Origin of the sequence: Nostoc sp. UIC 10607, assembly GCF_047228265.1 — a bacterium.
In the GTDB taxonomy this organism is placed as follows: domain Bacteria; phylum Cyanobacteriota; class Cyanobacteriia; order Cyanobacteriales; family Nostocaceae; genus Nostoc; species Nostoc foliaceum_A.
Window position 1 is genome coordinate 44,611 of sequence record NZ_JBIQNW010000012.1, and the last position, 19,865, is coordinate 64,475.

Below are 19,865 nucleotides of genomic sequence, written 5' to 3' on the forward strand. Positions count from 1 at the left end.
GCTGCACCGTAACGAACAGAGGGGTCAACGGTTTTATCCTTGAGGATGTCAGCGATGTCTTTGACGTAGGGTTTGGCAGCCTCCCCCAGATTTCCCAATGCCGATGCTGCACCAAAACGAACATCTTTGTCAACGGTTTTATCCTTGAGGATGTTAGCGATGTCTTTGACGTAGGATTTGGCAGCCTCCCCCAGATTTCCCAATGCCACTGCTGGACGGTAACGAACATCTGAGTCAACGGTTTTATCCTTGAGGAAGTCAAGGATGTCTTTGACGTAGGGTTTGGCTGCCTCCCCCAGATTTCCCAATGCCACTGCTGCACCGTAACGAACAGAGGGGTCAACGGTTTTATCCTTGAGGATGTCAGCGATGTCTTTGACGTAGGGTTTGGCAGCCTCCTCCAGATTTCCCAATGCCGATGCTGCACCGGAACGAACATCTTTGTCAACGGTTTTATCCTTGAAGATGTCAGCGATATATTTGACGTAGGGTTTAGCTGCCTCCCCCAGATTTCCCAATGCCGATGCTGCACCGGAACGAACAGAGGGGTCAACGGTTTTATCCTTGAGGATATTGAAAACTTTCTGAGCAATATCCTCTGGTTTCTGAACCACCAATTTTAAATTTTTTAGATCATATTCATTGAATTTTCTAAAAGCGAGTTTCTTTACTTCGTCATATCCATCATCAAGGGCAGCAACGATACCGTTAATCTGCCACGCTTGTGGTGTCGGGTTGGGCTGTTCTTTCGCACTCACCCAAGGCAGGGCGAGGAGGAGAGTCAACAGCAGGATAAAAGGAAAAAGGAAAAAGGGCGACGATCGCTTTTTAATTATGTGCAGATACATTTGTATAATTCGTAATTCGTAATTTTATTTAGATATAAAGGCTCTTTCTGCCTTTTCCTTGGTAGGGAAAGAGAAGGGAGTTAGGTTTCTACTAGTAAATCAGGAACCGATACAGTTATCTTTTTATCGTCTGATAACTCAACCTAGCTAGAAATGGAATATTAATGTAAATACTACAGGAATTTCAAAAGATACGCTCAGAGTACAATACTGAGCTTGCCTAAGTGATGGTGCGTAGGCGTAGCCCGCACTTCTCTACAAGACGCTCTGCGACATGGTTCGACTCCGCTCAGTGACCATCGTAGACATCGCCTACTCAAACCACTGCACGAGATAATAACAATACCTCGTTCAATTGTTAGCGATCGTCAATGTCCTTTGATAACCTGTGCAAACTCCTGTCCGAAAAACATCCTGCTACCTTTGCCAGTTGGGTATTAGGAACACCGCAAACTTCCGTCAAAGTCCTCAAAACCGAATTGAGTATCGAACCGATTCGTGCTGATTACGTCACATTCCTACAGCTACAAGGACGCATTCTCCACCTGGAATTTCAAACCAAACTAGAATCTACGCCACCCCTACCCCTGCGGATGCTAGATTACTGGGTACGCTTGTATCGTTTGTATCGTCTACCAATAACGCAAGTTGTCGTACTATTGCTTCCCCCTGCACCGGGAACAGTAATTGAAACTGTCTTCTGTGTCGAAACTACCCGTCATGAATATCGCGTGATTCGCTTATGGGAAGAAAATCCTGAACCATTCCTCAATGATCCCGCTTTGTTACCATTAGCACCACTGGCGGCAACCACGCAACCCCAAGCTTTGTTGCAACAAGTTGTGGGAAAAGTTAATCAACTTGAGCCAAGACAACGACCAGAAATTTCCGCTTACACCCAAATCTTAGCGGGGTTAAAATACAATCAAGAATTGATTCGACAATTATTTCGGGAGGGTATGATGCGCGAGTCAGTGATTTATCAAGAAATTCTCGCTGAAGGTGAACAACGCGGCGAACAACGCGGACGGGAAGAAGGACGAAAGGCAGAAGGGCAATTGCTAATTCTCCGTCAGCTTACTCGACGGGTGGGAGAATTACCCCAAGAGATGCTAGACCGGATTGAAACTCTCTCTTTAGAACAATTAGAAAATCTCGGTGAAGCATTGTTGGATTTTCAGGCGATCGCGGATTTAGAAACCTGGTTTGGTACATTAGACGTAGGAGTGAAAATAACGTAGGTACAATTTATGAATTATGCCTACCAAGGATTTTGGGCAACGCATAATTAATTTCACTCCTATGTCTATTAGATGAATTTTTCCATTTGAGCCAATGCCTGATGGCGTTAGGGAAAAAATAGTTTCAGAAGAACGAAAGCAAGTTGAGCTGATCAAGTCGCCGCATTAAAGCTTAATTAACTTGAAGCCCCAAGGTTTCAAAGCCGCTAAAGCTATTTCTTCATTTACACCCTCATAAGCTTCCCATTCCAAAGGGTGTTCTTTGGGATGTCCGTCGCCGACATTACCTGCAACTTTAATTATTGGACAGTTGGCGATGCGATCGCGCTCCAACCCTCTTGGAATTGCTAGTTCGATTTTGTGCCCGATAAACTTCGCTGTACTGTCATTAGCTACAGATTCACGGATTAAACAAATATCACCCGCAGTCCCCCAAGTAGTTTGGTAAATGTGGAGGAACGATATATAAGTTGCTGGTTTGATGGATCTTTTTAGAACGTGCATTATCTGTAATCCTTACACTATGAGGGAAAAATCATAAATCATATGAGTATTTTGTATCACGTTCGTAGGGAAGAATGTTTTTAAATCACATTTTGCACCTAGCCCAGGCGATTAGAAACCGCCTGGTAGAAAATGTGAAGCTTAAAATACAATAATTGCCCACATACTAACTCCCAACCCAATAGCTGCTAGGTGTTGCCAAAGGAGCGATTGCACTGGTTGCTTTGCAATCTTTTGCGTTAATAATATAGTCAGCAACACTGCTAAAATTATCGTTGCACCTTGCAAAAAGGCAATCACAGCTGGGTGAGCAACCAATATTGGTAATTGTTCTCCACTCAGACCAAGAGTAGCAAAGGTAACTGGTAAAATCCGCCCGCCTTCGCCTAAGCCCAAACGCAGATAGTGAGCCAAGTTTCCCCCCAAAACTAATGGTAGGTAGCCATAGGCAAGTTCTACAAACGATCGCGACTTACGGTTAAAGTTGAACACTTGGAGCAAGCCATAAGCCCCAAAGGTAAAAATCGCTGGGACAATTAACACTAGCAGCGATAATCCCAAGTGCTGCCAAAACTGAGTTAAATCCAGTTGTAACCCCAGCCAAGATTGCAATTCTGGCAAGCGATGCAGATATATCCCACCCAACAGCAAAAACAATAATGCTACTTCATAGGTGCGGGGTACATGAGTTGTCCACAGTTCAATACCAGGGGGACGCAAGTTGAACTCAACGGAACGATGGGGACAGGCTTTTAGGCAAGTCATACACAGTACGCAATCTCTGTTATCTTCTAACTGCGCTGGGTGGGAGTATAAAGGACATCCATTCGTTTCCATCCCTTCGCCCTTTTGTGGCCCACCTTTATAGCACTGATACGTGGTGCAACTGGCAGAACAAATACCTTGCTGTGCCCGGAGTTCCGTCATTGAGAGTTTGGCAAATAAACCATTCATCCCGCCGATGGGACAGAGATAACGACACCAAAACCGCCGCTCAAAAAGGGCAGAGAAAATCATTGCCCCAGCAGTAATTAACAGTAGCAAACAAGCACTGAGGTAGGCGGTATTTTCTAAATGCCAGAGTTCTTCCCATAAGAAAATTAGGGAGAACAAACCAAACATGAACCATCCGCCCCATTTCTCAGCTTGCTGTCTCGGCCAGCGTTTAAGTTGTCGAGGCCACAGCCAGAGAGATAACTTTTGGGTAATTTCCCCATAAATCATGAAGGGACAAACAGAACACCAGATACGCCCCAAAAAGGGAAAGAGAAATAAGAAGAAAGGCCACCACCAAGCCCAAAATAAATTTAATACGAAATTGCGATCGCGAGTTTGTGGCCCAATAAATAACACCGCAACTATAATCGCAAAAGCCGTTGCAGTAAAACCATAGTTAATGCGATCGGGCCACCAAGGACTACGTAAAAACCGCCGCAAACGAGGATAGGCATTTAACAGATTCACCCGAAATCGTTTTTTCTTGGCTTCGGCTGGCCAGAAAATTTCTTCTGTTAATTCATTAGCACCCTCCGCTTGCACAATCGCTCTTTCAACCAGATTTTTTAATTCCTTGAGATTGCCAGGAAAATCATAAGACTGGAGGCGACGCAAAGCTTCTGGGGTGATGTGCGGTTTCGGAACGCCTCTAGATCGAATATAGAGACTAGTATAATATTCAACCTGTGCCTGAATATCAGCTTTCCGCACCCGTAGCGGTGGTACTTTAATAATGTGACCGATACAGCGTTCAATTGTCGGCTGGGTTTTTTCGGAAACAATCAAAATTCTGGCTTTACTGGGACGAGGTTCAGGTGCTGGTTCTCCTGAACGAGCGACGGGGGTATATGTGCCAGTTTTAAGCAACTGCGTCACGGAAGGTAATAATTCTTGTGGCAATTCTTGGATATTGTTGAGAACTAAAGTACCTTCTCCCAGCCATTCCAACAGTCCTGGTTTACCGCCAGCACGACCGAATAAATCTGCACCGCTAGTTTGCAGAATACCGCAATTTACTTTAATAATTGGTTCTCGTCGTTTTGGAGAACCAAAGTGGATGAGGGCTGCTATATTGTCTTTTTCTAACCCTGGTTCTCCAAAAATATCCACTGATTTTCGGTCAGCCGCCGCTTCTCGAATTTGCTCGCGCAGCCTTACAGCATAGCGACTTGTACCGACAATTCCGCGTTGGGCTTTGGTAACTAAATATGGTCGTAAAGCTACGGAACGTTCTTGTTCATAGCCAAGTGCAGATGTAGCCTGAGCTAATTCTTGAGCCAATTGACGCGAAAAAGCCTGAGCAATTTCTGGGTATTGGGTGGCTAATTCACGAAATTTATCACCAGGCACAACCCACAAATGACATTCTGTTACCGTAGTAATTGTGAATGGAGTTAATTCATCCAACAGCAATTCTTTGAGTTCAATCACTGCACCGGGGAGGAATCCACAAGCTAAGGCTGGGTTGGTTTGATTGGTGCTATTGCTTTCGAGTTGACCTTCTACAAGAATATAAAGTGCTTCTGGTGGAGTGCCTTCGCTAACTAAGTCAGTTTCGGCACTCACTACTTGTTCTTCCATGACTTGTGCGATCGCATTTAACACCCCAGGCGAGAGAATTCCTAAACTGGTGCGTTCTTGTAGCCATATAACCGTTTCTGGAGATGTCATATTAATTTCTCCGTGTAGGCTGTTATGTATAACTGTTTTCAATTTGGCGGAATACAGTAGGGGCGCACAGTTATGTGCCTCTATTGGGTATTACATCCAAACAATAACCGCTATCAAAGAAATTATCCTCTGAAAGGAATGTCAAAATATCTGTGTGCGGCTGTTATAAATTAATATCTGAGAATTGATCGGGGACAAATTATGGCAATTTATCTAGACTCAGCGATCGCATCTGAAGCTGAAGTTGTTAAGCTTTGGGGATGGGTGAAAGGCATTACCACAAATCCCACGCTGTTGGCTCAAAGCGATACGCCACCAGAAACCACGCTCAAAAAATTGCTTGCCTTGACTTCTGGCCCGTTATACTATCAACTTGTGGCATCTGATAAAGTCGGAATGCTAGCTGAAGGTAGAAAGGCTTTCGAGATTATTGGTTCACAAACAATTTTAAAGATTCCCGCAACACCGTTGGGTTTTGAAGTGGTGGCGAGTCTATCACCAGAAATTACCTGTTCGGTGACAGCAATTTACAGTGCAGCACAGGCAGCAGTGGCACGGGAAGCAGGAGCTAAAATTGCTATAGCTTATGTAAATCGAGCTACGCGGTTGTTAGGTGATGGCATTGCCTTAGTGCGAGATATGGCTAGCGTCCTCAAAGGCAGTGATACGCAAATTTTGGCAGCTAGTATCAAATCTCCCGAAGAAGCAGCCGCCTCATTGCAAGCCGGGGCGGATCATTTGACTTTACCATTGGCAATGTTGCAAGCGATCGCAACTCACGAATTCTCACAGAAAACTGTTGAAGAATTCGCTAAAGGAGGCATCGGCTTAAGATAATTCGTAATTCGTAATTCGTAATTCGTAATTCGTAATTCGTAATTCGTAATTAAATATGAGTTTGTCAGATATCCCTAATCTCTGGGTTCCTCTAGTACTTTTAGGTTTAATTATTGTCGCTGCTGTATTTTTCAGCCGCAGCAGTTGATATTTAAATATTCAGCTTGTGATTTACAGGTTGCAAGGCGATCGCTACACTGTTGAAACCAGTAGCCGTTATTTTCCCAACATAAATGTGTCAGAGGTAGTCACAGAGTGTTTAAAAATTGCCTATGAGCGTAATACTAGCGCTGCTATTCGGGGATTGCGCCAGAAATTGACGAGTGAGAATTAAATATTTTGCGATCGCTTCTATACGTTCTGGTTGCAGTTATGTGGCTCATCCCCGACCGTCGTATTGAAAATACTCTCACTTCCTGAACGTATTTGTTCAATATGCGATTGTATCGACCGACAATGCCATTGTATCGACTAACAATGCCATTGTATCGACTAACAATGCCATTGTTTCGGCTGACAATGCCATTGTTTCGACTAACAATGCCATTGTATCGACTGACAATGCCATTGTATCGACCGACAATGCGATTGTATCGACCGACAATGCCATTGTATCGACTAACAATGCGATTGTTTCGACCGACAATGCCATTGTTTCGACTAGCAAAAACAAACTTCCCCTTTCTTGTACCTTGCCTTATCTAAAAACCTCGCCCAATCACACAGAAATATCCAATAGGATGGGATAAAGTTTTTTGTATTGTTATGCAAATGAGAACCGCCATAATCTAATGAGCGAATTTTAGGAGGAAAGGGTTAAACTCCTTTCACACAAGTGCAATACCTAAACACAAAAAATATCAGAATCGCAAAACCAGTCGCCGCATAAAACACGCTACTAATTCCGCCAAAACCAAAGGCATAGCCCATCAACAACGGCCCTAATGTTTGCCCTAACCCAAAGAATGTCCCGTTTACCGATATAATTGTCGCTAAATATTCTCTTGGTGCTAAATCTGCTAAAAGTGTTTGGATACTAGGAAAACCCATACCAAGCCCAATCCCAAAAATTGTGCTGGGGATTAATAGTAACCAGATATTTTGCACAAAGGGAATAATTAACATAGCTAAAGCATAAAAAATATAAGATGCACTAATCAAATTTGTGGCAGGAAACCTTCTAGCCAATCTGCCTAACTGGGAAGATGTGATAGTAATTGCCACGGAAACACTAGAAAGTAGCAATCCAATAATGGTGGGCGGCGCTTTGAAGGTATCGTTCATGAGCTGTGGTAAATAGGTAACGTAAGCGCCATACAGGAAAACAAAGTTAGCCGCACTGGCAATAAAAAGTCCAAATAGCTGACGATTTTTGAGAACTTTTACTGCATTGCTTAAATACTCTTTGAGATTGCGTTCGCCTTTTGGTTCTGGATTCTTGAGTGCAAACAACACCAGTAACCCTAGAGGAATCGCTAATATGGGCAGCATGAAGGGATAATACCAGCCCATTGTTGCTAATGCGCCACCGATTATTGGATAACTTGATGTGCCAACGCTGCTGATACTTGCATTGTAACCCATTGCCGTAATCCGTCTGTCTCCTGTGTATAAATCGCCGATTAAGGTGATACTCAAAGAAAGCAAAGAAGCAGCACCAATTCCTTGCAGCAAACGCAACCATAGCAATAAATTAAAATCGCGGGCAAAGGCGCAAGCTGTACCAGCTATGCCAAATAAAAACAGTGAAGGAACGATAATTCTCTTTCTACCCCATCTATCGGCAAAAATACCAATAATTGGCCCTAAAATCAAAGATGGTAATGTAAATGCTGTAATCAATAAACCCAAATTTTTAGGATTGATATTTAAGTCTTTGGCTAACTTGGGAAAAGCCGGAGTCACGCTAGAAACTCCGATAACAGCAATCAATGCAACTGCACAAATAATCTGGAAATTTAACTCTAGATAAATTGGCCTCTGTCGTTCAAATTGACTGTTATCTTCTGGTGAATTCATGATCCTACCTTGTGTATAAATAATCAAAAACGCGAAGCATCTCTGAAGACGCTTCGCGTTGATGTGCTAAAAAAGAGTGCCTACTTGATTGTCGTCTTAAGCTGCAACTTTTTCCTCAAATGGTTTAAAGGTTTTTTTGCTAGCACCGCAAATTGGACATTCCCAGTCATCGGGAATTTCTTCAAAAGGTGTACCCGGTGCAATTCCCGAATCAGGATCGCCAGCGACTGGATCGTAAATCATACTGCATTGTCTACAAATCCATTTCCGAGTTGTAGGATCTTCACCTGCAACTCTGGTTGCTGTTTGTCCTCCATTTAATACTTCTAAGGCTTCAGCGTAGCGATCTGCGTGGTAATTTTCGATGAATTTTAACAAGCCAAAACGGTGTGCAGCTTCCTGAAATGTGTTGGCATGATCGGTAGATTCTTTAACTTGTTTAAGAAATTCTTCAGCCGCAGGATTGTCGCGATCGCGTTGAGCGTCTGCGGCAAACTCTGGATACATTGTGGTATATTCGTAAGTCTCTCCTTCAATTGCCAAAGATAAGCAGCGAGATACAATTTCCCGCTTTTGTTCATCATTTAAAGCAGCCGAATCTTCTACCACAAGTTCTGGATGAAGCAACTTAAAATGTGCAAAAGCGTGTTCGGTTTCTTGATCTGCTGTTTCTTTAAAAAGTTTCGCCAAGTCTGTAAAACCAAGTTGACGTGCTACCTCAGCAAAAAACAGATACTTGCGATTTGCCATCGATTCACCACCGAAAGCAGCTTCTAAGTTTTGAAGGGTAGTAAAGTTTGATAAATCCATAATTTTTGGATGCCTGCAAAGTGATATTTAGCGTGAGAATACAGACTTTACAACCGGATACACGAGCCGTTATTTGTATAAGTTATAAATGATTTATACAAACTTTTTCAGCCCATATTTAGCAATCCGTTTTGTTAGCTGCTCTTGGACAATTATAAAACCGAAAAGTTTTACAGATGACAAATTCTACTTTTGATTTAGAGATACAGCAGATTTAAACTTTGTGAGGTACACAAGCTAAGTCTGTTACCCAGGTATAAAGCGTGTTTTACTCCTGAATTCTGAATTTTGCTGTAATTGTGATTCTTTCAAGTGGTCTGAAGTTCTAAAAATGGGTAATCGGTGTATCCTGTTGCGTCAGGTGCATAAAATGTCTTTGGCTCTGGGGTGTTCAAATGTGCGTTCAGTTCTAAGCGTTTTGGTAAGTCAGGATTAGCAAGAAATAACTTGCCAAAAGAAACTAAATCTGCGTTGCTGCTGGCAAGAATACTATCTCCTGTTGGGCGATCGTAGCCACCATTGGTAATCAAAGTACCTTGGAATATTTGGCGGAAGTAAGGTGTAACAGGGTTCATGACTTCGCGGGTTGCTAAATCGACTTCGTTCGGTTCCATCAGGTGAAGATAGGCAAGTCCAAAGGGATTAAGAGCTTTGATGACATAACTAAAAGTTTCTTGAGGGTTAGAGTCATGCATTCCGTAGAAAGTGTTACTTGGTGAAAGCTTGATACCAACACGGTTGGCACCCCAAACGCTAGCGACTGCTTCCACAACTTCTAAGAGGAATCGGCTACGCTTTTCTATGGAACCGCCATACTCATCTGTGCGCTGGTTCGAGCCATCTTGGAGGAATTGGTCGATTAAATAGCCAAATGCACCATGAAGTTCAATCCCATCAAATCCAGCCGCCAGGGCATTTTCTGCGCCTTTGCCAAATTGCTCGACAATCTCAGAAATTTCTTGGGTTTCTAAAGCACGGGGAGTTTCCAATGATACTTTACCTATGGGTGTATGGAGTGAGCCAACTCCTGCGATCGCACTAGGAGCAACTGGCAATTCTCCACCAAGTAAAGCCGAGTGAGAAACTCTCCCAGAATGCCAAAGTTGCAAAAAAATTCTGCCCCCTTGTTCATGTACTGCATTAGTTGTCAACTGCCATCCTGCCACTTGTTCTTCTGAGTAAATACCTGGGCAGTTGATGTATCCTAAGCTTAAAGGTGAAACCATTGTACATTCGGTAACGACCAGCCCAGCACTAGCGCGTTGGGCGTAGTAAGTTGCCATGAGCGAGTTTGGGATGCTTGCAATTGCGCGTAAACGCGTCATCGGTGCCATTACGATCCGGTTTGGTAAGGCGTAAGGGCCAAGCTGAACTGGGGTGAAAAGATTGATATTGGAATTCATGGCTGAAATTTCTATTGGTAGATTAACGGCGTTGCACATTATCGGCTGAGGTTTTGAAACGGGGAATATCGCTTTTATGAGGAGAGCTTTGATCGCCTCACGCGATTCCACCGTTTACGCGGATGTTTTGCCCGGTGATCCACCTGGCTTCGTCGCTAGCAAGAAATGGTACTACGTCGGCGATTTCTTACACATCTCCAAGTTTGCCAAAGGCAGCCATTTGGGCTAAACGGTCTATCTGTTCTTGTGTTTTGCCTTCTCGAAACAGTTCTGTATCGGTGGGGCCAGGAGAAATAACATTAACTGCGATCGCTTTTGCACCCAATTCTTTAGCTAGTACCCGCGTGATTTGTTCAACAGCACCCTTGGTTGCTACATAGGCACTATAAGTTGGCAGCATCATCGCCGTAGTTGAGGAGGAAAAGTTGATAATTCGTCCCCCTTCTGACATGTGTTGCGCCGTTACCAGCTAACTTGAGTGCGATGGCTCGTCCAATTCCCCGCGATGCACCAGTGATAATTGCAACTTTCCCAGCTATTGATGCCATAGATTAATCTGGTTTTATTTTGGTTCACCAAAGTGATTATCTGCTGTTAAAGTACTGCACCAAGGTTAAATTTAGCGATCGCTGTTATTAGTTATTTCTTCCCTGCCTCTCTGTTCCTCACTCCCCTTAATTAAGATTCTGGAACGATCGCAACACCATCCCTAAGATTGAGTAACCCTGAAATAATAACTTTATCTTCTGGCTGTAATCCGTCAATAACTTGGTAATTATTGTCTTTGATCTCGCCTAGCTTCACTCGCTTTTGCCGAGCTACTTGTTGAGATACACCTTGGGGAGACGTTTCTGTTTCAACTACATAAACAAAAGTGTCCCCACCTACACGAGTCATGGCTGTTGTGGGGATTAAAATTCCGGGGCGCTGATTCCAGAACACTCTAGCCCTTACCAATTGATCTGCACGTAGCTGCCCATTAGGGTTATCAAAAAGTGCTTTGATCAGTATCCCTTGTGTTTCATTACTGGCGCTAGGTGCAATGAAAAAGACCCTACTTCTACCTAGCTTTTGACCTTGTGTGTTCATAACCTCCACTGGCATTCCCTTACGCAATTGCGGCCCTTGCTGTAATGGCACAGAGATATTCACTTCTAAAGGACGATTTTGCGTGATATTAACTAATTGTGTGGATGTATTAACTAAATCACCGACTTTCAGAGCGATGTTGCCAACTGTGCCACTAAAGGGAGCAGTAATTTTATCGGACTGGGGCTGTTGTGTTTGAATATTTACATTAGCTTGCTGTAAGGTTTTTTCAGCCTGCAATATGTTGGCTCGTTGTGCTTGAATCCTGGAATCAATTGCATCAAGACTAGTCTTAGCATTGGCGAGCCTATTAGCGAACTGATTGCTAGTTTGTCGAGATACGGCTCCTTGTTCAGCTAAAGTGACAAACTTTTCGTAATTCTGCTGATACAATTGCACATTTGCAACATAGGATGATCGTTCTGCTTCCAGAGATTTGAGTGTAGCGCGGGCATTTGCCAGTTGCATTAAAAATGCTGGAGGCACAGAATTGCTTCCACTAGCACCTGTTTGTCGCGTAGGATCTACTTGGAGAATTGCTGCTCCTTCAGCGACTGGATCGCCCGATTTCACAAATATCTGAGTAATTTGGCCCTGAATCCTCGGCTGGAGCGTGACTGAGCGCTGGGACTTTAGGCTAGCAATAAAATCTGAACTTTCCTCAATTATGCCGCTTTGTACTGTCGATATTTTGACTCTTACCCCTTGAGGTTGAGTATTAGCAGTTGGAGGTGCTGAATTTTGCGGAGTGAGCAAGCGCCAAACTAGAGTTGCTCCGCCCCCTAACAATAGTAGTGCTGCTAAAAACAACCAAAGCCACCGCCGTTTTCCAGAAGGTGGCTCAAATGAGGTTTGTGGAGCTTTGTCTCCAAAATCAGTTTGAGGCTCAGGGGATGTCATGGCTTGTGAGGAACTTAAGGAACAAATTAACTAGAATTAAATCAAAATTTCATCTGTTGATATAGAAATTACTGATTTGGCATGAGGTTTTGTGGCAAATTATGTGTTATCTCATCCAAATATACTGTTTTAATAATTCTGTCTAAATCTACCGAAAGGTGAATCCGCTCCTTAAAACCTATGGAAATCTTAGTTCTTCATCAAAAAAAAGGATGAATATGACTATGCGTAAACTATGCAAATAGACTTGCACACAAGCCAGCAATCAGCAAAAGCTGTGGCCCTAACTGGTTCAGTATTAAGTGCGATGTCTACGACCGGCTGCGCCTACACACACATTGCCCGCCGCAGCGATCGCGACCATACTTATAGAACGCACTTTTGTCAACTAACTGTAATAACTGTTCCCACACTTTCATTCGCCAATCTATCCACCGCACATACGGCATAGGTTCCCGCTTGTTGGACAGTAGCGAAGGTTGTGCCAGCAGACAAAATTCGCTGAATTGTCCAAGTATCGCCACTTAATCGATAAAGTGTCCAAGAACGAACTGGCTGATTATCACCTGGCTGCCAACTCAGTTTGCGGTTATTGACTTGTAGTCCAATGGGTGGAGGGGGCGGTGTTGTATCCTGCCAAGACAAAGTTGGAGGTAGAGCAGGTTTGTTATAAAGCAGACTTTGGAATTTATCAGCAATACCCTGACTATTTTCCGTCAAAACACCGACATTAAAGAAGATATTCCCCAGTGACAACCGTCCAGCCTGACTACGACTAATTTTCACCTGCTTTTCAATCTCATCACTCTCGCGACTCTTGTTGCTTGGTTCTGTCAAATTGTTACCAGCGTAAACGTGTCTTTGCTTTGTATTTACCTGTGTCCACCACTGTAGCAACGCCGAATAACTTTGTTGTGGTTGGTCTGTGCGCCAGTAAAGTTGAGGCGCGATATAATCAATCCAGCCTTCTTCTAACCATTTCTTCGCGTCAGCATACAGCACGTTGTAAGCATCTAACCCAGTAATACCAGTGGGTTGTCCGGGACGATAAATCCCAAAGGGACTAATACCAAATTTAACGTCAGGTTTAGTTGCTTTAATTCCCTGCCAGAGGCGCTGTACCATTCTGTTAACATTATCCCGTCGCCAGTCGCCAAGGCTGAGTGTACCACCAGCTGCTTTATATGCAGCGTAGGTTTTGTCATCGGGGAAAGGTTGTCCCTCTATGGGATATGGATAAAAATAATCATCTAAGTGAATGCCATCAACATCGTAGCGCTTCACTACATCAAGAATTACGTTGTAAGCTCTATCCTGAACTATTTTCAGTCCTGGATCCATCCAGCGTTGAGTTTTCCACAAATAAACGCTTTCTGGATTGGTAGCTGCTATGTGGGGACGGACTGTTTTGGCTGGGTTGGTGGAAGTGCTGGCGCGGTAGGGGTTAAACCAAGCATGAAGTTCAATATTGCGCTTATGACATTCTGCGATCGCAAACGCTAAAGGATCATAAAATGGTTCTGGTGCTTTCCCCTGAGTTCCGGTAATCCAAGCACTCCAAGGCTCTAATTGAGATTCATATAAAGCGTCTCCCTCCGGTCGCACCTGGAAGATGAGGGCATTGAAGTTTAGCGCTTGTAGTTTACTAATAATTTCGCTAAGTTCAGCTTTTTGTTGGGCAACAGAAAGTCCCGCCTTGGAAGGCCAATTGCTATACCACACAGATGCTACCCATGCCCCCCGAAATTCCCGGCTATGATTTACCTTAACGCTACCAACAGGTGTGGGTGTCGGCGTTGGTATTGGTATGGGTGTTGGCGTTGGTATTGGTGTTGGCGTTGGTGTGGGTATCGGCGTTGGTATTGGCGGCTGCACTAGATAACTAGAAGCAATTTTTTCTGCCTCACCTAAATACACCAAAGCTTGATAAATAATCACTGCCACATCTGCACGGGTGGCTGCGAGATTAGGATTGAGTAATTTCACATTTGGGGAACTAACCACCAATCCAGCACTGGTGGCAATAGCTACCTGATTTCTACCATACCCAGGAATCTGAACAGAATCTTGATAAATTTGTGGGAGTTGTGAGAGGAGGTCAGGTTTTACCTTGGTGGCAATTTCTAAACCTGCTACCAAAGAAACTAAAACTTCCACCCGAGTAATTCGGTTAGCGGAACGAAAAGTTTTATCAGGAAATCCACTAATAAATGCTTTTTCGTAAGCTGTTTGAATGGCGGCTGCTGCCCAATAATTAGTGGGTACATCAACAAAGGGCACATACTGCCGCTTCTTGGAAACTGTCGGAAATGCCTTGGCGATGATGGCGGCAAATTCAGCGCGGGTGAGTGAGTTATCGGGGCGATAGGTGCCATTCGGCAACCCACTGACAATACCACGTTGGGCTAAGGCTGTAATAAATAAGCGTGCCCAATGGTTTTGAATATCCGAGAAGGGAGTAGCAATAGATACCATTGTTGATTGCAGCTAACTGGCCTGGATTTTGATTTCCTTAGTTAATTTAGCAATATCAGAGCGATCGCTGCTGCAATCTCTTGTAAACTTTGACTATTGAAGTTTGGGATGGGGCATTAGTAATTGTTTTTCCTATTCCCTACTCCCCATGCCCAATCTACTAAATAGCATTTGCAGTTTGGTCAGGAGGATTCGAGGTAGAACGTGCATTCAACGACATCATCACCCGTGAAATGCCAGTGAAAACAATACTGACACCAACTAGTGTCCCAAGAAGCCAGGGCGCATTGAAGGGCCACTGGAACCAAATCATTGCGCCTAAGACCAGCGTAATAATCCCATCACCTAGTATCCACGTCCAGTTCTCTTGGGGGCGTAACCGGAATGCCAGAATTAATTCGAATGTACCTTCAGCCAGCAAAAAGCTACCAAGCAACAGAGTTAGTGTGAGCACACCTGTAAAAGGATAAACAAACAGCATGATGCCGGTTGCTATATAGAGTCCGCTCAATAGAAGTTTCCAAATAAAAGCTCCTTGGTGGCGGGTTTGAGTGGCATAAACTAGTTTTGTAAATCCGGCGAAAATCAAAATCACCGCAATCCAAGTTTCGGCGAATATGGTTGAGAGATTAGGCGCTGCGATCGCAATAACCCCTAAAATACTTAGGAGAACACCACTGATCAGTGATCCATTAACATCCTTCTTAATATCTCTAGAAACATCGGTTGTCATACAAATCTTTTCCCTATTTTTAGACTAAACTCTACTTTTAGATTAGGGAATTTCTAAGTAACAGAGTATGAACCCTAAGATAGACTCATCAGTATTAACTTCATTGCGATCGTGACTAAAATTCACCACAATTGAGACACTAAACCAATCATCTGATGACATAACCTTTATAAGAGTTTTGCAAGATTGCTTAGGCGTTCATAAACAGGGATGAGACGATCTCCTTCAAGTTCAACAGAAGCATTTGGATAATTTTGAATGGCTCCAAGTAGTGTAACTTCACCATTTTGTTTAATAGATTCACTTAAAGCGCTTCGTAGCCCCTGCTGATCTAGTTGTCCTGCGGGAGGGTGAACTACCTCACCAATTTGGTCAACCAAAACTGGCCCAGCCCAGCTAGAGAGTAAGCTATTTAAAAAGGCAGGATCGGCTTTTATCGAGGCTTTCAGTGCCTTACGAGCTAATGCGGGGTCTTGTTGCGCCGCCTGTAAATAAGCTCTTAACGTCGGGGTAGTCTTGCCAGTTTCTGTAAACTGAGTTAATTCTTGAACAGATATTTGCCCTTGAAAAGTACCATACTTTAAAACCACTTGCTCGGCAGCATCAGCATTAGTACTTGATAGGAGAACAACAGCACCTACACCTAAAGCTACTGTTTGAGTGAGTAACTTAGTGAATTTGTTATTGTTTAATCGATTGAAAAATTGAGTAATCTGCATTTTGTCGAACTTTCTAATGGTGCGGAGTGTACATAGTGCTAGAGATACATAATTAGGGGTGTACATCTTTTGTACGCCCCTATAGGCAGTTTATTTGTTGCAAAAATCTTTTTTGGAAATGGCGTTATCAAGCTTGTTCATTAGAAGAAGCTAATGAGGTAGTATTGACTGATCTTCGTCTAAGGTTGGTGCAGGTATTCCCAAATGCTTCCTTGCGGATTCTTCAGCTAGCTTTCGGTCTTGCTCGTTATCGAACTGACTTTCATCTAACAAATGACGGTTTTTTGCCGCTTCATCTCGGCTTGGTTTATAGCCATTTTTCCACCTGTACTTCCAATCCATAATTTGAAAGGCAGATATACTGCGATTTGATTACCTAGTTCTTCATCGTAGGTGCTTAATGGAAGATGATACTCCTGCTATAGGTTGAAGAGGCTCATTCAGAAGGTACAAATTTAACATAAACTTTGGGTAACAATACTCTATTGGGCAGGGCTTGATAGATTAGCATGCTGATGATAAATTATAAAAGAGAGTTTATAAAGCGATAATTACTCCTAATTTAAAGGTAGCCAGGAGTGGCGATCGCAAGTATTATAACTTAAGTTAAATTAACTTTATACAGATAGTACTCCGATTGTAGGTTAGTTACTTCCTGGTTTTGAAATAATAACTAACCTGATATTCTAAGAAGCAGAATTGATTTTATTTTCTATTTTTCTCAAAAATTATATTTTTACTACCAAGAAAATGATTATTTTATACTAATTTTATACTCTGGACTGATTTGATCGGCAGCAGCAGCCACCTTTGTAATGACGTTTTGGGGTAGAGGAACATACCCTAGTGCAGCAGCCTGCTTTTGACCATCGGTTAAGACGTATTCGATCGCAGCTTCGACTGCCTTAGCTTTTCCCGCATTGGGATATTTCTTGTAAGCCAAAATCCAGGTGTAAGCAACGATAGGATAGGAATCAGCCCCTTCTGGATCAGAAATGAAGACGCGGAGATCAGGCGGTAGATCTGTTGATGCCAGAGTTCTAGAGGCTGACTCCTCACTAGGTACAATAAACTTACCGCCTTTGTTTTCTAAAGCAGCAAGCTTGAGACTATTTTGTTTGCCATAGCCGTACTCGACATAACCAATAGAACCTTGTGTTTGTTGGATTTGGGCTGTAACACCTTCATTCCCTTTCGCACCAACTCCCACAGACCAATTGACAGTTTTGCCTTCACCAACTTTAGCCTTCCACTCTGGACTAATAGCGCTGAGATGTTTGGTAAACACACCTGTTGTTCCGCTACCATCAGAACGATAAACAACTGTGATTGGCTGGTTAGGAAGGTTTACACCTGGGTTAGCCTTGGCAATTTGGGGATCATTCCAAAACTTGATTTTGCCTAGTAGAATATGAGCGTAAACGGCTCGTGGTAGCTTTAGTTCTGGAACATCGGGCAAGTTGTAAGCTAACACTATGCTACCAGCTGTTACAGGCAGTAAAATAACGCCCTTATCTGCTGGCACCTTCTGGATTTCTTCATCCTTCATAGCAACATCGCTGGCACCAAAGTCTACAGTCCCTTTGATAAATTGCTCAACTCCAGCACCGCTACCAACTGAGGCATAGTTAACTTGCAGATTTGGATATTTTTTGTTTAGATCCGTGAACCATGTATCATACAGTGGTGCTGGGAAAGACGCACCAGCCCCGCTTAAGTTGATATTTCCACCGAGATCTAGTTTGGTTGGTATGAAGGAGGGATTATTGCTGGACTCTTGTGATTCAGAAGAGGAATTTGATGGTTCGCTTGAGATGGACTGGATTACAATTCCAGCAGTAATTGCTGCCCCAGCTAAACTCGATACAACTTTCCAAGGTATTTGCTGTGAAGTTTTCGGCTTAGTTATAGAAACATCTAGTGATTTGGGAACTTGTTCAGGTACAGCTATAGATTTTACATTTGGAATAGTCTGAGCTTTTTGTTCCTGAACTGGCTGCTGATTTGGTTGAACTTCGCGGCTTTTAAATACTCGTTCCTCAATCAAACTAACTTCTAAATTAGTAATGTTTAATGTTTGCTGAAACCGTTGTAAATCTTTGCGATTTTCATCACTAATGGGATACTCGTATTGAATTAATTGACGCAGTACTTGTTCATATTGCCGCAATTTTTGTTGGTAGGCTTGAATCTCAGCCGTAATTCTTTCTACTATTGGGGCAATATCTTCATCTTTTAAACCTAATATTTGCTGGTGCTGTTGCAGTTCATTCCGCTTAACTACACTTAGGGGGTATTCCTGCTGTGTTGCTCTAGTAAATACTTGTTCATACTGCTGTAATTTTTGTCTAAATGTCTCTCTTTCCGCAGTAACGCGATTTTCAAGTGAAGCTATATCTTTATCAGTGAGTTTCCATACTTGTTGCATCTTCTGCAACCGCTCCTGAGTAGCTTGACTAAGAGGATATTCTCGTTGCATTGCTTTAGCTAATGCCTGCTCATAGGATTGCAGTTTTTGGTTATATGCTTCAATTGTTGTCTTAACCCGTGCCTCTATTGGCATGGTATCCTCATTCCTCAGCCCCAAAATTTGCTGAAGATTTTGTCGTAGTTCATTGATATCCTCTTCGCGAGAAGCTACTTGTTGCTGAAATGCATTAGTGATAGCCTGTTCATATTGCAGTAACTTTTCTCTAAACTCCCGGCGACCAACCGCCAAAATCTCGTCTTCAATTGCAGTAGCTTCCACCTGAGACAACCCTAAGCGAGTTCTCAGCACATCTAAAGTCTGGCGACCAACAAAAGAAATTTCGCCGCGCTTGATATACCGCGCTACTTCTTTGCCATACTTTTGCTTGGGATCACCAAGCGGAACTTTTGCTAACCGAATTGTATAACCTTCTTTACCAGGATGAATCTCCGGCTTCATCGTTGGCTGTATTTCTCTCACTTTACCGCTAGCATACTCATGCAACTCACCAATTGACACAAACCCATCATCATCTCGGTCTGCTGCCCCCGTTGTAATTCCTTCAATCAAATAGCGGGTATAAATTGAGAGGTCTGACCCCTGCTGCTCAAAAGAATATTGAGTTGAACTGGATGAAGTGAGAACAGCCCGTCCCTCTCCTCCTAATTGCTCACGGATATCTACAGTGCCATCATCTTTAGCTGATAAACCTTCGGCAAAAGCACCACTAAAGCAACTATCTAAAATGACAACTTGCCGCTTAGAACGGCTGCGGCTCATGCTTTCATGGACAACACTGGCTGCTACTGCCGATGAGCGAATTAAATCACCTCTGGGAGTTTTGCGTGTAGTGCGGGTTGCTAAAAAAAGTCTGCCAGTATCATCTTTAATGCCATGACCGGAGAAAAAGAGAAATAACAAATCATCTTTTTGACGATGAGCAAACAGACTTTCAATTGCTTCCTCCATATCTTGGCGCTGGGGATTTTTTAGCACCATAATATCTGTTTCAGCAAAGCCGCCCATTTCTGGGTGTAACAGCACTTGCTGCATCGCTTCAACATCTTTTACCGCAGCAGGTAGCGGGTTTAACCCAGGCTCATATTCACTCACCCCAATCAGCAATGCTACTTTGGCCATTTGAAATACT

Annotated in this window: 17 protein-coding genes and 2 pseudogenes; 4 read left to right on the top strand and 15 right to left on the bottom strand. The window is 43.2% G+C overall.

Annotation, left to right across the window (positions count from 1 at the left end):
- A partial coding sequence (locus tag ACEYW6_RS13755) for a HEAT repeat domain-containing protein (RefSeq protein WP_412980121.1) occupies positions 1-848 on the bottom strand: 848 nt, incomplete at its 3' end.
- A gap of 371 nt (positions 849-1,219) precedes the next feature.
- Between ACEYW6_RS13755 and ACEYW6_RS13760 the strand changes: the two genes are divergently transcribed.
- Positions 1,220-2,089: an Rpn family recombination-promoting nuclease/putative transposase gene (locus tag ACEYW6_RS13760; RefSeq protein ID WP_412980122.1), complete on the top strand. Its 870-nt coding sequence runs from the start codon at positions 1,220-1,222 to the stop codon at positions 2,087-2,089.
- A gap of 165 nt (positions 2,090-2,254) precedes the next feature.
- Here the strand turns inward: ACEYW6_RS13760 and ACEYW6_RS13765 are convergent, their stop codons facing one another.
- Together ACEYW6_RS13765 and ACEYW6_RS13770 are read right to left on the bottom strand one after the other, a co-directional pair.
- Positions 2,255-2,593, bottom strand: coding sequence for a hypothetical protein (locus ACEYW6_RS13765; protein WP_196513852.1), 339 nt, complete (start codon positions 2,591-2,593; stop codon positions 2,255-2,257).
- A gap of 141 nt (positions 2,594-2,734) precedes the next feature.
- Positions 2,735-5,260, bottom strand: a complete 2,526-nt coding sequence (locus tag ACEYW6_RS13770) for a sigma 54-interacting transcriptional regulator (RefSeq protein ID WP_412980123.1) — start codon at positions 5,258-5,260, stop codon at positions 2,735-2,737.
- 201 nt (positions 5,261-5,461) lie between these two features.
- Between ACEYW6_RS13770 and ACEYW6_RS13775 the strand changes: the two genes are divergently transcribed.
- The 3 genes from ACEYW6_RS13775 (at position 5,462) to ACEYW6_RS13785 (ending at position 6,846) form a co-directional block, all read left to right on the top strand.
- On the top strand, positions 5,462-6,097 hold the full coding sequence (locus ACEYW6_RS13775) for a transaldolase family protein (protein WP_412980124.1): 636 nt from the start codon (positions 5,462-5,464) through the stop codon (positions 6,095-6,097).
- Positions 6,098-6,263: 166 nt separating this feature from the next.
- On the top strand, positions 6,264-6,431 hold the full coding sequence (locus ACEYW6_RS13780) for a hypothetical protein (RefSeq protein ID WP_196513855.1): 168 nt from the start codon (positions 6,264-6,266) through the stop codon (positions 6,429-6,431).
- Between the two features lie 169 nt (positions 6,432-6,600).
- Positions 6,601-6,846, top strand: a complete 246-nt coding sequence (locus tag ACEYW6_RS13785; RefSeq protein WP_412980212.1) for a hypothetical protein — start codon at positions 6,601-6,603, stop codon at positions 6,844-6,846.
- Between the two features lie 67 nt (positions 6,847-6,913).
- Here the strand turns inward: ACEYW6_RS13785 and ACEYW6_RS13790 are convergent, their stop codons facing one another.
- From ACEYW6_RS13790 to ACEYW6_RS13845, 12 genes and pseudogenes are all read right to left on the bottom strand, one after another.
- On the bottom strand, positions 6,914-8,116 hold the full coding sequence (locus ACEYW6_RS13790; protein WP_412980125.1) for an MFS transporter: 1,203 nt from the start codon (positions 8,114-8,116) through the stop codon (positions 6,914-6,916).
- Between the two features lie 96 nt (positions 8,117-8,212).
- On the bottom strand, positions 8,213-8,926 hold the full coding sequence (locus ACEYW6_RS13795) for a rubrerythrin family protein (RefSeq protein WP_412980126.1): 714 nt from the start codon (positions 8,924-8,926) through the stop codon (positions 8,213-8,215).
- Between the two features lie 308 nt (positions 8,927-9,234).
- Positions 9,235-10,329 carry an alkene reductase gene (locus tag ACEYW6_RS13800; RefSeq protein WP_412980127.1) on the bottom strand — a complete coding sequence of 365 codons (1,095 nt, stop codon included), beginning with the start codon at positions 10,327-10,329 and terminating at the stop codon, positions 9,235-9,237.
- Positions 10,330-10,426: 97 nt separating this feature from the next.
- A pseudogene (locus tag ACEYW6_RS13805) lies at positions 10,427-10,780 on the bottom strand (SDR family oxidoreductase).
- Positions 10,713-10,877 carry an SDR family NAD(P)-dependent oxidoreductase gene (locus ACEYW6_RS13810; protein WP_412980128.1) on the bottom strand — a complete coding sequence of 55 codons (165 nt, stop codon included), beginning with the start codon at positions 10,875-10,877 and terminating at the stop codon, positions 10,713-10,715. Before ACEYW6_RS13810 ends, ACEYW6_RS13805 begins: the two are co-directional and overlap by 68 nt.
- Positions 10,878-11,007: 130 nt before the next feature.
- Positions 11,008-12,318, bottom strand: a complete 1,311-nt coding sequence (locus tag ACEYW6_RS13815; RefSeq protein WP_412980129.1) for an efflux RND transporter periplasmic adaptor subunit — start codon at positions 12,316-12,318, stop codon at positions 11,008-11,010.
- Between the two features lie 384 nt (positions 12,319-12,702).
- On the bottom strand, positions 12,703-14,793 hold the full coding sequence (locus ACEYW6_RS13820; RefSeq protein WP_412980130.1) for a glycoside hydrolase family 10 protein: 2,091 nt from the start codon (positions 14,791-14,793) through the stop codon (positions 12,703-12,705).
- A gap of 160 nt (positions 14,794-14,953) precedes the next feature.
- Positions 14,954-15,526: an HdeD family acid-resistance protein gene (locus ACEYW6_RS13825; protein ID WP_412980131.1), complete on the bottom strand. Its 573-nt coding sequence runs from the start codon at positions 15,524-15,526 to the stop codon at positions 14,954-14,956.
- A gap of 167 nt (positions 15,527-15,693) precedes the next feature.
- A complete protein-coding gene (locus ACEYW6_RS13830; RefSeq protein ID WP_412980213.1) occupies positions 15,694-16,245 on the bottom strand; it encodes an alpha/beta hydrolase in 552 nt (183 codons plus the stop codon).
- A 150-nt stretch (positions 16,246-16,395) separates the two neighbouring features.
- Positions 16,396-16,587: a bromodomain-containing protein gene (locus tag ACEYW6_RS13835; RefSeq protein ID WP_196513862.1), complete on the bottom strand. Its 192-nt coding sequence runs from the start codon at positions 16,585-16,587 to the stop codon at positions 16,396-16,398.
- Between the two features lie 412 nt (positions 16,588-16,999).
- Positions 17,000-18,127, bottom strand: coding sequence for a phosphate ABC transporter substrate-binding protein PstS (pstS, locus tag ACEYW6_RS13840; RefSeq protein WP_412980214.1), 1,128 nt, complete (start codon positions 18,125-18,127; stop codon positions 17,000-17,002).
- A 1,074-nt stretch (positions 18,128-19,201) separates the two neighbouring features.
- Positions 19,202-19,855, bottom strand: a pseudogene (locus tag ACEYW6_RS13845) (caspase family protein); the annotation flags it as partial.
- Positions 19,856-19,865: the final 10 nt, after the last annotated feature.

Bases quoted from the DNA above. Each gene is read 5' to 3' on its own strand.
- ACEYW6_RS13760 (WP_412980122.1), top strand. From the start codon at position 1,220: ATGTCCTTTGATAACCTGTGCAAACTCCTGTCCGAAAAACATCCTGCT.
- ACEYW6_RS13765 (WP_196513852.1), bottom strand. From the start codon at position 2,593: ATGCACGTTCTAAAAAGATCCATCAAACCAGCAACTTATATATCGTTC.
- ACEYW6_RS13770 (WP_412980123.1), bottom strand. From the start codon at position 5,260: ATGACATCTCCAGAAACGGTTATATGGCTACAAGAACGCACCAGTTTA.
- ACEYW6_RS13775 (WP_412980124.1), top strand. From the start codon at position 5,462: ATGGCAATTTATCTAGACTCAGCGATCGCATCTGAAGCTGAAGTTGTT.
- ACEYW6_RS13790 (WP_412980125.1), bottom strand. From the start codon at position 8,116: ATGAATTCACCAGAAGATAACAGTCAATTTGAACGACAGAGGCCAATT.
- ACEYW6_RS13795 (WP_412980126.1), bottom strand. From the start codon at position 8,926: ATGGATTTATCAAACTTTACTACCCTTCAAAACTTAGAAGCTGCTTTC.
- ACEYW6_RS13800 (WP_412980127.1), bottom strand. From the start codon at position 10,329: ATGAATTCCAATATCAATCTTTTCACCCCAGTTCAGCTTGGCCCTTAC.
- ACEYW6_RS13810 (WP_412980128.1), bottom strand. From the start codon at position 10,877: ATGGCATCAATAGCTGGGAAAGTTGCAATTATCACTGGTGCATCGCGG.
- ACEYW6_RS13815 (WP_412980129.1), bottom strand. From the start codon at position 12,318: ATGACATCCCCTGAGCCTCAAACTGATTTTGGAGACAAAGCTCCACAA.
- ACEYW6_RS13820 (WP_412980130.1), bottom strand. From the start codon at position 14,793: ATGGTATCTATTGCTACTCCCTTCTCGGATATTCAAAACCATTGGGCA.
- ACEYW6_RS13825 (WP_412980131.1), bottom strand. From the start codon at position 15,526: ATGACAACCGATGTTTCTAGAGATATTAAGAAGGATGTTAATGGATCA.
- ACEYW6_RS13830 (WP_412980213.1), bottom strand. From the start codon at position 16,245: ATGCAGATTACTCAATTTTTCAATCGATTAAACAATAACAAATTCACT.
- ACEYW6_RS13835 (WP_196513862.1), bottom strand. From the start codon at position 16,587: ATGGATTGGAAGTACAGGTGGAAAAATGGCTATAAACCAAGCCGAGAT.